This is a genomic window from Microbacterium sp. NPDC056736, assembly GCF_042790415.1.
GTDB lineage: Bacteria > Actinomycetota > Actinomycetes > Actinomycetales > Microbacteriaceae > Microbacterium.
Window position 1 is genome coordinate 150,381 of record NZ_JBHTZE010000006.1, and the last position, 12,715, is coordinate 163,095.

12 protein-coding genes are annotated in these 12,715 nt (G+C 74.2%); 6 read left to right on the forward strand and 6 right to left on the reverse strand.

Translation table 11 applies throughout. The features are described 5' to 3' along the window. Positions 1-172 precede the first annotated feature (172 nt). Entirely contained in the window at positions 173-1,657 is a 1,485-nt protein-coding gene (locus ACFRAL_RS13240) for a lipase maturation factor family protein (RefSeq protein WP_378883621.1), read from the forward strand. Positions 1,658-1,676: 19 nt separating this feature from the next. Here the strand turns inward: ACFRAL_RS13240 and ACFRAL_RS13245 are convergent, their stop codons facing one another. Continuing rightward, complete coding sequence (locus ACFRAL_RS13245) at positions 1,677-3,269, reverse strand: MFS transporter (protein WP_378883624.1); 1,593 nt, start codon at positions 3,267-3,269, stop codon at positions 1,677-1,679. 92 nt (positions 3,270-3,361) lie between these two features. Between ACFRAL_RS13245 and ACFRAL_RS13250 the strand changes: the two genes are divergently transcribed. Next, positions 3,362-3,919 (forward strand): nucleoside phosphorylase, encoded by a 558-nt coding sequence (locus tag ACFRAL_RS13250; RefSeq protein WP_336394741.1) that lies wholly within the window; start codon positions 3,362-3,364, stop codon positions 3,917-3,919. 55 nt (positions 3,920-3,974) lie between these two features. Here the strand turns inward: ACFRAL_RS13250 and ACFRAL_RS13255 are convergent, their stop codons facing one another. The 3 genes from ACFRAL_RS13255 to ACFRAL_RS13265 all read right to left on the reverse strand — a co-directional run bounded on the left by ACFRAL_RS13255 (position 3,975) and on the right by ACFRAL_RS13265 (position 9,176). Then, complete coding sequence (locus tag ACFRAL_RS13255; protein WP_378883628.1) at positions 3,975-4,826, reverse strand: GDSL-type esterase/lipase family protein; 852 nt, start codon at positions 4,824-4,826, stop codon at positions 3,975-3,977. Positions 4,827-5,004: 178 nt separating this feature from the next. Next, positions 5,005-8,031 carry an AAA family ATPase gene (locus ACFRAL_RS13260; protein WP_378883631.1) on the reverse strand — a complete coding sequence of 1,009 codons (3,027 nt, stop codon included), beginning with the start codon at positions 8,029-8,031 and terminating at the stop codon, positions 5,005-5,007. After that, a complete protein-coding gene (locus ACFRAL_RS13265) occupies positions 8,028-9,176 on the reverse strand; it encodes an exonuclease SbcCD subunit D (RefSeq protein WP_378883635.1) in 1,149 nt (382 codons plus the stop codon). The genes ACFRAL_RS13260 and ACFRAL_RS13265 overlap by 4 nt, the downstream gene beginning before the upstream one ends. 109 nt (positions 9,177-9,285) lie before the next feature. Between ACFRAL_RS13265 and ACFRAL_RS13270 the strand changes: the two genes are divergently transcribed. The 4 genes from ACFRAL_RS13270 (at position 9,286) to ACFRAL_RS13285 (ending at position 11,446) form a co-directional block, all read left to right on the forward strand. Then, positions 9,286-9,759 (forward strand): 8-oxo-dGTP diphosphatase, encoded by a 474-nt coding sequence (locus ACFRAL_RS13270; RefSeq protein ID WP_378883638.1) that lies wholly within the window; start codon positions 9,286-9,288, stop codon positions 9,757-9,759. A 52-nt stretch (positions 9,760-9,811) separates the two neighbouring features. Beyond that, entirely contained in the window at positions 9,812-10,372 is a 561-nt protein-coding gene (locus ACFRAL_RS13275) for a hypothetical protein (RefSeq protein WP_336394736.1), read from the forward strand. Positions 10,373-10,375: 3 nt separating this feature from the next. Further along, positions 10,376-11,107, forward strand: a complete 732-nt coding sequence (locus tag ACFRAL_RS13280; protein ID WP_378883640.1) for an alpha/beta fold hydrolase — start codon at positions 10,376-10,378, stop codon at positions 11,105-11,107. Between the two features lie 111 nt (positions 11,108-11,218). Beyond that, on the forward strand, positions 11,219-11,446 hold the full coding sequence (locus tag ACFRAL_RS13285) for a hypothetical protein (protein WP_336394734.1): 228 nt from the start codon (positions 11,219-11,221) through the stop codon (positions 11,444-11,446). A gap of 45 nt (positions 11,447-11,491) precedes the next feature. Here ACFRAL_RS13285 and ACFRAL_RS13290 read toward each other — a convergent pair whose 3' ends face one another. After that, positions 11,492-11,920: a DUF1622 domain-containing protein gene (locus ACFRAL_RS13290; protein ID WP_378883847.1), complete on the reverse strand. Its 429-nt coding sequence runs from the start codon at positions 11,918-11,920 to the stop codon at positions 11,492-11,494. A gap of 56 nt (positions 11,921-11,976) precedes the next feature. Further along, entirely contained in the window at positions 11,977-12,714 is a 738-nt protein-coding gene (locus ACFRAL_RS13295) for a hypothetical protein (protein WP_378883643.1), read from the reverse strand. Position 12,715 lies beyond the last annotated feature (1 nt).

Genomic DNA, 12,715 nt, shown 5'->3' on the forward strand with positions numbered 1-12,715 from the left:
GAAGCACCGAGCGGGGTGGTAGACCGCCACGCGGGCGTCGCGCAGGGGGCGCCGTCCGCGTGAGGGCGTCCGCGCGTCAACCCCCTGCCGCGCACCCGGTCCGTGTCGCAGGATGGCACCATGAGCGGGCGGGCGGCTGAGACCGAGGCGTGACGGCGGGCACAGCTCACCTATGGACGGTTTCGCGGCGGTCGACTTCGAGTTCGCGCGGCAGGTGCTCCAGCGGGGGATCGCCGCGCTCTTCGTCGTCGCCTTCGTCTCGTCGCTGAACCAGTTCCGGCCGCTGCTCGGCGAGCGCGGGCTGCTCCCGGCGCCCGAGCTGCTGGACTGGGCCAGTTCGTCGGCCCGGGCAGGGCGCCTGCTCCGCCCGACGCTGTTCCGGTACGTGCGGTACACCGATCGCCGGCTCGTGGCGCTCTGCGCGGCCGGCATCGTCGTCGCGGCCGCGCTGGCGGCCGGCATCCCGCAGCTGGGCCCGCCGTGGGTGCCGATGGCGTGCTTCCTCGCGCTGTGGCTGGGATACATGTCGATCACGAGCATCGGCCAGACCTTCTACGGCTTCGGCTGGGAGATGCTGCTGCTCGAAGCGGGGTTCCTCGCGGCGTTCCTCGGCTCGGACGACCAGCCCCCGCCGACGGCGGTGATCGTCCTGTTCTGGTGGCTGGTGTTCCGTCTCGAGTTCGGCGCCGGCATGATCAAGATCCGCGGCGGCCGCGAGTGGCGCGACCTCACGGCGCTGATGTACCACCACGAGACGCAGCCGATGCCGGGCCCGCTGAGCCGTCAGGCGCACCTGCTCCCCCGCTGGTTCCATCGCGGCGAGGTGGTGGGGAACCACTTCGCACAGCTCGTCGTGCCGTGGTTCCTGTTCGCTCCGCTTCTCGGCACCGTCGTGCCCGGCCCGGTGCCGGCCGTCATCGGCGCGGTCGCGGCCGCCGTCGTGATCGCGACGCAGGCGTGGCTGGTCGTCACGGGCAACTTCGCCTGGCTCAACTGGATGACGATCGTGATCGCGTTCTCGGCGATCGGGCTGCCGGGGATCGGGAGCGACGCCCGCCCCGCGGCATCCGACCCGCCCTGGATCCTCGACGGGATGCCGCCGTACTGGGTCGTCGTCACCGGCGCGGTCGGCGCGCTCTACGCGGTGCTCAGCTGGTGGCCGCTTCGGAACCTCTTCGCGCGACGGCAGCTGATGAACGCGTCGTTCAACCGCTGGCAGCTCGCCAACGCGTACGGCGCCTTCGGGACGGTGACGAAGGAGCGCATCGAGATCGTCGTGGAGGGCACGATGGACGACGACCCGGATGTCGCGACGTGGCACGAGTACGGCTTCAAGGGCAAGCCCGGAAACGTCCGCCGGATCCCCCGCCAGTACGCGCCGTACCACCTGCGCCTGGACTGGCTGATGTGGTTCCTTCCGCTCGGACGGTCGCTGGATGACTGGTTCACGGCGTTCCTGGTGCGATTGCTGGAAGCGGATGCCCCGACCCTGCGCCTTCTCGCGGACGACCCGTTCGCGGGCGAGCGGCCGCGGTGGGTGCGGGCGGTCTCCTACCGCTATCGCTTCACCGGCCGGGAGGAGTTCCGGCGGACACGAGCACGGTGGACGCGCGACCGCCGGCGGCCCGTCCTCGGGCCGGTCTCGCTGCGGGGGTGACGCGGCGGGCGTGCGGTGGTCAGGGCACGGGGTCGCCGCCGCCGCCGCTGCGGTCGGCGGCCCGGCTGCGCCGCGCCGTCAGATCGACGATCGCGACGAGGAACGCGATCCCGAGGAAGACGCCCACCGACAGCATCCCGAATGCGTAGGCGTCGTGGTATACCACGAGCTCGTCGGCGGTGCCCGACTCGCGGTAGATCGCGGAGTAGAACAGCGACAGCCCCACCGCGGTGCCCACCGCGGCGCCGATGCGCTGCCCCAGCTGGCCGACCGAGCCTGCGAGCCCGCCCCGTTTGACCGGGATGTCCGCGAGGGTGAGCGCCTGGTTCGGCGCGATGACCAGACCCCCGCCAGCCCCGCCGACGGTCATCATGGCCGCCGCGAGGTAGGGCGTCCACGCCGGATCGCTGTACAAGGCGATGAGCACGAGGCCCCCGGCGCACAGCAGGACGCCGACCAGCCCCCACACCACGACGACGCGACCGTGGGCGCTGACGAGGTTGCCGCCGATCCACGAGGTGGCGGCGCTGGCCAGCGCGAAGCCGATCGACACCATCCCGGCGAACACCGGCTCGAGGCCGAGGCCGATCTGGAGGTAGAGCGTGGTGAGCAGGAACAGCGCGGGCAGCGCGGTGAAGTAGGCGGTCTGCAGAAGCGTGCCGTTGCGGTACGACGCGATGCGGAAGAGTCCGAGCGGGATGAGGGGATTCCGACCGCGGGCGGCGTAGCGGCGCTCCCACGCGATGAACGCCGAGGCGAACAGCGCGAAGCCGACGAGCAGCCACCACCGCGCCGGGTCGTCGGTCGGCGCCCCCGTGGTGAACAGGAAGGGCCACATCAGCGACACGATGCTCGCGCCGAACAGCAGCACGCCGATGGGGTCGAGCTGTACGGGGCGCTGCGACGGGGTGCGCGTCTCGGGGAGCAGCCACAGGGCGAGACCGATCGCGGCCAGGCACAGCGGCACGTTCATCCAGAAGATCAGCCGCCAGCCGTCGGTCGGGCCGCCCAGCGCGATGAGCAGACCGCCCAGCGTCGGGCCGAACGCCGTCGCCAGCCCGATCGTGGCCCCGAAGAGGCCGAACGCGCGGGCGCGCTCCTTGCCCTGGAAGAGCTCCTGCGCCATGCCGAGCACCTGCGGCATCTGGATGCCGGCGGCCACGCCCTGCAGCAGCCGCGCGACGAGCAGCACCTCGGCCGTCGGCGCGAGCGCGCACAGCACGCTCGACGCCGTGTATAGCGAGAGGCCGACGACGAAGAGGGTGCGCCGCGAGCGCTGGTCGCCGAGGCGCCCCATCGGGACGAGCACCAGTCCGAACGTCAGCACGAAGCCCGACACGATGAGCTGCAGCTCGGTCGATCCGGCGTCGAGCACCTCCCCGATGGAGGGCAGCGCGACGTTGACCTTCGTCATGTCGAGGATCGTGATCGCCGCGACCGACACGCAGACCCAGAACGCCCGCCACCGTGCCCCGGCGGAGAGCGGGATCACCGCGGTGTGGGCCGGCGCGGGCCGGGCCGGCGCGGGACGGCCGGCACCGGGCGAGTCCGTGCTCGCCGTCTCCGAGACTGTGCTCGAGGACTTCGGCGGTCGCGACTCTTGCCCAGGCATCGTGCCCAGGCTAACCCCCTCCCGCCCGGGCTCGGGTCGATCGGGTCGAGTCCCGGGGGCTTGCAGGACGGGAAGCGGGAGATGATGGAGGGGTGAGACTCCTCGTCGCCGCCCTCTCCTCCGAACTCGTCGCCTTCCCCGACGACCTCCCCGGATTCCACCGGCTCGTCACCGGTCCCGGCAAGCTCCAGGCGACCTACGCCCTGACGCGCGCGCTCGATGCGACGGCCTATGACGAGGTCGTGGTGGTCGGCACCGCGGGCGCCATCGACGCGCGGCTCGAGGCATCCGTCTACGAGATTGCCGCGGCGCTGCAGCACGACGTCACCGACATCGACGGGATCGTCGGCCAGCACGTGTCGCTGCCTTCGCTGGTGGAGCTGGGCGCCGAGGGCGTCACCATCGCGACCGGCGATCACTTCGTGGACGACGCGGAGGCCGTCGAGGTGATCCGCCCGCTGGGCGCGGGCCTGGTGGACATGGAGACGTACGCGTACATCTGGGTGGCGCAGCGGTTCGAGGTGCCGATCCGCGTGCTGAAGGCGGTGTCCGACCGCGCCCAGGACGGCGCCATCACCGACTGGCACGCCGCGGTCGCCGCGTGCAGCCACCAGCTCCGTGAGCGCATCCGCGCCGACTACGGCGTCTGAGCCGCCCTGCACGCGGCATCAGACGCCGAGTCGGAGCCGTCGATCAACGACGGACTCAGGGGACCATCCACTGCGTCTTCGGCCAGGTGATCGCAGCGAGATTCGCCTGGCCCGACAGGGACGGGTGGAAGTAGTCGCGCGTGGAGAGGTCGGACCGGGCGAACGCGTAGTCCGCCACGGCGAATCCGTCGAACCGGCACTTCGCCGTCGCCGCGCACGCGTCCGAGAGCGCCTGGTTGTATTCGTTCACCCGCTGCTGCACCGCCGCCCGGCGCTGCACGTCGGCGGCCGCGGTGCTGGACGGGTTGGCCAGCATCGATCGGCACGTCTGCAGCAGGCCCCACGCGAGCCGCGCCGAGAGGCTCGATCTGTTGAGCTCGTACAGCCGCTGCAGGCTGGGAATGCTCGCGACGAAGATCTCCGGCGACCCGGGGCTCGCCGCCAAGGTGGTCAGCGCCGCGGTGACGTTCGCCGCGAAGGCGGCCGTGGGCGTCATCGCGTCGACCGTCCGGGTGCACGCGTCGTTCGCGCCGACCTCGATGGTCACGTACTGCACCGTCTGGGTGGCGGCCGCCTGGGCCTGGGCCGGGAGCGACGCGGAGGCGGCCCCGGAGGTCGAGAGGTTGTACGCGGCGAGCCCGGTCGCGCCGAGCGCGCGAAGCCGGAGGAAGTGGGAGTTCACCGTTGTGCTGGAGCCGGTCGACCAGCTGTTCGCGGGGCACGACGTGAGGCTCGAGCACGTCATCGCGGCCTGCGAGATCGAGTCGCCCAGCGCCGCCATGCGGACGACCTGGGCGGTGGCGGGCGCGGCGCCGGCGGCGGGGGCCGAGGCGAGCGTGCCGGCGAGCAGGAGCGCGGATGCCGCGAACGCGGCGACGGCGCGGCGCGCCCGGGTGCTGGAACGCATGATTCCTCCGTACGTCGACGTGACGGATGGGTGCGGCACGGCGCCGCGGCGGGATGCCGGCGGGTCGAACCGGATCGCGGATTCCCCCAGGAATCCGACGGCGTCGGGTCACTGCCGCGAACGATACTCCTCGGCCCGGGTCTGCGACAGGGCGAAGCGGACGCCCCTGCCCGAGCCGTCAGACGGACGCGACCGCGTCCTGCGTGATGACGCTCGGCCCTTCCGGCGTCGCCTCGACCGCGAGCTGTGCGGGCAACTGCTCCTTCATCGCGGCGACGTGGCTGATGACGCCGACCGTGCGACCGCCCTGGCGCAGCTCATCGAGGGTGCGCATGGCGAGATCCAGGGTCTCCTCGTCGAGCGACCCGAACCCCTCGTCGACGAAGAGCGTGTCGAGACGGATGCCGCCGGCACGCGCCGTCACCACCTCGGCGAGCCCCAGCGCGAGAGCGAGGGAGGCCAGGAACGTCTCGCCGCCGGAGAGGGACTGGGCGGGACGCGCCTGCCCCGTGTAGGCGTCCATGACCTCCAGGCCGAGGCCCGACGCCGCACCTCTGGCCGCGCGGGCGTCGGTGTGCTGCAGGCGGTAGCGCCCGGAGGACATGTCGGCGAGGCGCACGTTGGCGGCGGTGACGATCTCTTCCAGCTCGGCGGCGAGGACGAACGTCTCGAGGTCCATCTTCATCGTGTTGGGTGCCCGACCGGCGACCGTGTCGGCCAGCCGCGTGACGGCCTCCGCATCGGCGGCCTTCGCGGCGATCCCCGCGTACGAGTCGTCGATCTGCAGCGCGAGGTCCCGCAGCGCCTCGACGAGCGCATGAGCATCGCGTTCGGCACGCAGCGCCGCCGTGCGCGCCGCGTCCGCGGCGTCCAGCGCGGCCTTCGAGCCGACGGTGTCGGCAGGCCCCTCGGGGGCGCCCGCGAGCTCCAGCTCGAGGTCGAGCAGCCGGGCGCGGGTCGCCGCGAGCTGCGCGTCGTGCGTCGCGATGCGCTCCGCCAGCGCTTCGGCCTCACGCGGCTCCAGCAGTGCCCGCCTCGCCTCCTCGGCGTCGGCGAACGCGGAGGCGCCGATCCTGTCGTCGGCATCGGCGAGGCTCTCCGCCGCCGACGCGGCCGCGCGGGCGGCCTCGGCACGCGCGTCGTGCGCGCGCCGGGCGGCATCCCGGACTCTCTTCGCCGCGGCGACGCGGTCGGCCACGCTGACGTGGTCGCCGCGGGCGTCGTCGACGGCCCGCCGGGTGGCCTCGACCGTCGCGGCGAGCGCGGCCGCGCGCGTCCGCGCGGCCGCGAGCAGGTCGGCCAGCGCGGCACGGGATGCCTCGGCCTCGGCGTCCAGTGCCGCCAGCTGGGCGTGCTGCGTCATCACCTCGTCGCGGCGCTGCACCGCGCGCTCGGCCCCGGCCAGCTCATCGGCCGCCCCGCGGAGCGCATCGCGCAGCGTCTGGGCGCCCTCGCCGCCGGCGCGGGCCGCGGCGTCGCCGTGGCGCTCGCGCGCGGTGCGCGCGGCCTCCGACGCGGTCCGCTCGCGCGCGAGCGCCGCATCGCGCTCACGCTCGGCCTCGGCGACCATCTCGTCGGTGACGGGCTCGTCGGCGGGACCGGCCGGTGCCGGGTGGGAGGTCGCCCCGCACACGGCGCACGGCTCCCCGTCGACGAGGACCGCCGCGAGCTCGCCGGCGTAGCCGTCCAGGCGGCTCTGCAGCAGCGCGGCGACGCGCGCGGCAGCCGCCGCGGCCGCGGCGGCCTGGTCGCGGTGCGCCGCCTCGCTGTCGCGCCGGACGACGGCGAGGCGCTCGGCCTCCTCCGCGGCGGCCAGGCGCTGCACCAGCTCGTCGTGGCGGGTGCGGGCGGGATCACGGCGAGCGGCGCGCTCGCGCAGCGGCTCGAGCTCGCTCTCGAGCCGCGCGAGTTCCGCCGGCACCTGGGCCCGCTGCGCGTCGAGCGCGGCGACGTCGCCCTCGAGCCGCGACGTCTCGGCCTCGGCGGCCGCCAGCTGCGCCTGCTCGTCGGCGAGCGCGGTCTCGTGCGCCAGCGCCGCCGTCCATACGGCGAGCTCGCCGGTGACGCGCTCGACGACGGCCTCGAGGTCGGCCGCGGCGTCCTCGCCGACGCGCTCGGCGATGCGCAGCCACGCCGTGTCGGCCTCGGCCGCCGCCGCCGCGGTCGCCGCGGCGGTGCGCTCGGCCCGCTCTGCGGCCTCGAGCGGCGCGCGGAGCGACTCGGCCGACCGGGCACGATCGAGCCGGTCGCGGTCGGACGCGATCCGGCTGCCGTCGGCCTCCAGCGTCGCCAGCCGCTCGCGTGCACGCGCCAGCTCGGCCTGCGCCTTCGACAGCGCGACGAGCTCCGCGTGCGCGGCCTCGGCCGCCGAGCGGGCGGCGTCGGCGGCCGTCCGCTCGTGGGTGAGGGTGTCGAGGCGGTACGCCGCACGCTGCCGGCCGAGCTCGACGGCGTCGCGGCGGGCGCCGAGGTCCGGCGTCGCGGCGACGTCAGGGCCGGCGTCGGCGCCCTCGGTGTGCTCGGGGTCGTCGGCCTGCGCCGCGATGAGCCGCTCGGCCTGGGCGAGCAGGGTCCGCGCCCGCTCGGCGAGCGCATCGACCTCGCGCTGCGCGGCCTTGCTGCGTTCCCCGAGCTCGCGCGCGTACTCCTCGTAGCGGCGCGAGCCGAAGAGCGCGCGCAGCAGCGACTGCCGCTCCGCCCCGGGGGCGAGGAGGAAGCGCGAGAACCGATTCTGGGCGAGCAGGATGACCTGCTGGAACTGCTGAGCGCTGAGCCCGAGCACCTCGTCCAGCAGCAGGCCGACGTCGCGCGGCCTGGCCGCCCGGCCGATCCAGGTGCCGTCCACGAGCTCCTCGAGCTCGGCCCGGGTCGGCTCCGCCGTGAGGCCGCCGCCCCGGCGCGACGGCCGCTGGTACTCGGGGGCGCGGGTGACGCGCCACCGCCGCTCTCCGACGGTGAACTCGAGCCGCACCTCGGTGGGGTCGTCGGGCTCGCAGTGGTCGCTGCGCAGCCGCTTGTCGCCGGACTCGTAGCGCGGCACGCTGCCGTACAGGGCGAAGCAGACGCCGTCGAGGATGCTCGACTTGCCGGCCCCCGTGCGCCCCGCGATGAGGAAGATGCCGTCACGATCGAACGCGTCGAAGTCGACGCTCTGACGCTCGCGGAACGGCCCGAACCCGGTGAGCTCGAGGCGATGCAGCCTCATGCGCCGGCCTCCACCCGCGTGCGCTCCTCGAGGAGGTCCCTCACGAGGTCGGCCTCGCGCGCGGACGCCCCCTCGCCCTCGCGCACGTGCGCGAGGAACGCGTCGACGAGTTCGGCGTCGTTGCGTGCGGCGCGCACCCGCTGCGCATACGTGCGGACCTCGCCGGACCGGGGCGCCGCGGGGGCGTGCCGGACCTCGGCGCAGAAGGGGAAGCGCGCGAGCAGGCGGCGCATGGGGTCGCGCTGCGGGAGGGCGTCGGTGTACTCGGCACGGACCCAGTGGCCGGCGTGCGCTGCGAACCGCTCGTCGGCGAGGAGCTCGTCGAGTGTGGCGCTGACGGTCGCGAGGGCCCGCGGCACCGGGAGGGGGAGCCACTGGACGTCGGCGAGTCCGTCGGCGTCGAGCTCGACGAGCCAGCACCCGCGGGGCTTGTCGCCCTCGTCGAAGCTGTAGTGCAGCGGCGCGCCGGCGTAGCGCACGCCGCGCGCGAGCTGCTGGCGACCGTGGATGTGACCGAGCGCCATGTAGTCGACACCGTCGAAGGCCGACAGCGGGACCACGTCGAGACCGCCCTGCTGGATGTCGCGCTCCAGGTGGGGCGTCGGCGCGACCCCCGCCGCGAAGCAGTGTGCGACGGCGACCGACCGGCCGCCCCGGCCGCGGGCATCGGCGCGCACCAGGTCCATCGCGCGGGTGACCACGTCGGCCTGGGTGCGCACCCCCGGCCATACGGTGCGCAGGAGCACGGGCTCGAGGTAGGGGATGCCGTAGATGTGGACGGGGCCGTGCTCGTCGCTCACCGTCACCGGCGTGCCGACGGCGGCCGGATCGGTGACGACGTGGATGCCGTCGCGCAGCAGCGCCGACTGGAACCCCAGCCGAGCGGCGGAGTCGTGGTTGCCGCTGGTGACGACGACCGTCGCTCCCGCGTCCGCGATCGCGCGCAGCGTGTCGGTCAGAAGGGTGTAGGCCGGGGCGGCGGGTGCGGCCGAGTCGAACACGTCCCCCGCGACGATCACGGCGTCGACGGCATGCTCGCGCACCTGCCCGACCAGCGCTTCGAGCACGCCGCGCAGCGCGTCGAGCGTCGAGTGGCCGTGGAACGACCGCCCGATGTGCCAGTCCGAGGTGTGCAGGATGCGCATGCCCACACGGTACGTTCGCCTGCCGACATCGCCGGTGAGGCAGGCCGGGCATCCGGGGATCGCGCGGGCCTGCACGGTCCGCGCCGGGCGCCGGGCGTACCCTCGACGCATGTCCTTGCCCGGGGTCTGCGTCGTCTATCTGCTGCGGCGCGGGCCTGGGGGCACGGAGGTGCTGCTCGGCGACAAGCGGACCGGTCTCGGCCAGGGGAAGGTCGTCGGGATCGGCGGCAAGCTCGACCACGGAGAATCGGCCGAGGAGGCCGCGGTCCGCGAGGTCGAGGAGGAGATCGGCGTGCGGATCGAGGCATCCGCTCTGCATCTCGCGGGCACGATCGACTACCACTTCCCCACGCGGCCCGCCTGGTCGCAGCGGTCCACGGTCTTCGTGTGCCGCAGGTTCCAGGGCGTGCCCGTCGAGACGGCGGAGATCACGCCTCGCTGGTACGCGCTGGACGCGGTGCCGTACCCGCGGATGTGGGACGACGCCTCGCGATGGCTGCCCGGCGTGCTGCGCGGCGGCACCGTCGACGCCCGCTTCACGTTCGGGTCCGATCTGTCCACCGTCGTGCTCACCGCGGTGTGAACACGCGAGCGGCGCACTCCCGCTCCGGGGTCGCGACGTCTTATCGTTGAGCATGGCGCTGACCGCAGACACCGCTCCACGATCGACCGTCGTGGCACTCGTCGGCGCCGACAGCGACGAGCTGCTGACCGGCTTGGCCGATGTGCCGGCCCTGGTCGCGCTGTCGCTGCGCGAGGCCGAGCCGGCCGTCGCGGCGCACCTCGTCGCGTCGGTGTCGATGCCCTACGTCGTGCACGACGCAGATCCCCTCGAGCACGTGGCATCGGCGTGGGTCGAGCTCTACGAGGAGCGCTCGACGCTCGGGTCGCTCGAGACGGAGGTGGGGGCGCTGCTCGACCTCTTCGCCTCCGGCGAGGCGGTCATGCCGGACTACTACGTGGTCGCCGGCCCCGAGGCGATCGAGGGGACGTGGCGGCACTGGTGGCTGGGCGCGCTCGCGCATCGTGCCCCGTCGCGGGTGCTGCCGGTCGAGGCATCGGGGGCGGCCCTGCGGGCGCGGCTGCGCAGCCTGCCCGCGTCACGGCCGTGGCCCGATCCGTCGGCATGGCTCCCCCGCGTCCAGTTCGACATCCCCGATCGGGTGGGACTGCGGGACCAGAGCGGCGCCGCCTGATCGATGGCGACAGTGGAGGAGTTCGCCCACGCCGGCGCGTCGATCGTCGCCGAGCGGCGTGGCAGCGGCACGCCGCTGTACGTCCTGGTGCACGGGATCGGAATGGGGCGCAGCGTCTTCGACGATCTGGCACACCACCTCCGGGACGGCGAGGTGATCATGCTCGACCTGCCGGGGTACGGGGAGGCTCCCGAGCCCCGCCGCGTGCTCACCATCGAGCGCACCGCCGACCTGGTCGCGGCGTATCTGCGCGCGCGGGTGGGCCGGCCCGCGGTCGTCATCGGCCACTCGATGGGAGCCCAGATCGCGCTCGAGGTCGCAGTCCGGCACCCCCGCGTGGCCGAGCGCATCGTCCTGGTGGGACCGACCGTCGACCCCGCGGCCCGCAGCGCCCCGCGCCAGCTCTGGCGCCTGCTGCGCGACATCGCGATCGAGAGCCCGCGGGTGATCGCGCGTGGCGCGCGCGAGTACGTGCGCGCCGGACCGCACCTGCGCGCGAAGTTCCGCGCCATGCTCGTGCATCGCCCGGAGGACGTCCTCGCCCGCGCCGGCGTGCCGGCGCTGGTGCTGCGCGGCGAGCACGACCTCGTCGCTCCGCCGCAGTGGTGCCGGAGGATCGCCGACACCCTCCCCGACGGCCGGCTGCGCGAGGTGCCCGGGCACGGTCACGAGACGATGATCCGGGATGCCTCCTCCGCCGCCCGCCTCATCCGCGAGTTCGCCCGGGAGGGGTGATCCGCAGTGGCGGGACTGCCTGCTGGCGGTGGATTCCTGCCATGTGCGGCCGACCCGGCAATGTCCGACCCCCGGCGTAGGTTCACTCTGTCGGAACCAACGGAGGAAACCATGTTCGCTGTCTATGCCGCCGAGCACCAATACCGTCACGACACCTGGGCGCGGGAACGCGACCGCGCGCTGCTCGCCTCGATCCGTGAGCGGACCTCCGCGCGGGCGCCGCACCCCGCGACGCGGGCCGTCGTGCCCGCGCCGGCCCGCGCGCAGCGCGCGCCGTGGGCACGCCCGATCGGCCTGCACAACGGCGCCGAGTGCACCCCTGCGTGCGCACCCGCCTGATCATCCGCGGCCGGCCGCGCGTGTCAGCCGTGTGAGCGGCCGCGCTCAGCGCGGGCCTGGCGCGGCGGTGCCGGCGGCCTGGCTCGCAGCGCGGTCCCGCGCGACGGCGTCGCCGACGACCTGACCGCCGCTGCGGAGGATCGCGCGACGCCAGGGCAGGGTGCCCTCGATCTCGATCTGGATGGAGATCGACAGGATCGTCCGGATGAGGACGATGAGACCCAGGATCGCCGCCTCCTCGAGCGAGGGCTTGGACGTGATCGTCCGGATGAGATCCGCGGCGACCAGCACCTCGAGCCCGAGGAGGATGGCGCCGCCCAGGGTCGTCCGCAGCACGGTGAACGCGGTGCGCCCGCCCTCGTGCCGGCCGAGGGACCTCATGCTCAGCACGAGCGCGATGACGAAGCCGACGATCATCGCGCCGGCCCCGATCGCCTCGAAGCCGACGGCGACGACGGTGAACACGTCCTCCATGGGCACGCGCTCAGCCTAGGGCCGAGCGGTCCGTCGCCGCCGCCGGATCGCGGAACTCAGCGCGAGTCTTCGCGCCCCGATTGGGCGGGGGTGTCCGCATCGCCGGTGGACACCTGCCGCGCCAGCTCCTCGACGTCGTGCTCGGGCAGGTCGATGCCGGACTGCGTGAGCCGCTGCCGCAGCACCTCCGCGATGCGCTCGAGCGGCTCGGCACCGACGTCGGAGCGCGTCTGCGCGACGATCCCGGAGACCTTCTCGACGTCGGAGGCGTTGTTCTGCGCCATCGCGGGCAGCCGCTGCTCCTGCTCCGCACCGAGCGCTCCCGGCGTGCGCTGGGCCTCGCTGACCGTGAGCGTGTCACGGCCGCCGTCGTGGCCGCGATGATCCCCGCCGTCGATGACGCCGATGCCGACCGCCTCATGACTCGGCTCGCCGCTCAGCGCGCCATCCGACGGCACGGTCGCGGCTGCGCCCTGCGCCGGCTCGGCGGTGGCCGCTGCCTGCTCGGCCGACCCCGCGTCGGCTGCATCCGCACGGCCGGTGTCGCCGCTCTGATCCGGCGCACTCGTCGGGGGCGGGGGCGCCGCGGCGCCCGCGCCGCCCTGCTCGGGCGCCTCGGTCCAGGTGCCGGCGGGCTTGGAGTCGGGGGCGGGCTCGCCCAGGGCGGGCGGCGCCTCCGGCTGCTCGTCACGCGTCGGCTCGTGGGGCGCCGGGGTCCCTTCCGCCCCCGCGGCGTCGCCGCGATCGGGCTGGTTCACACCGGGCTGCTCGTACTCATTGCCTGTCGTGCTCATC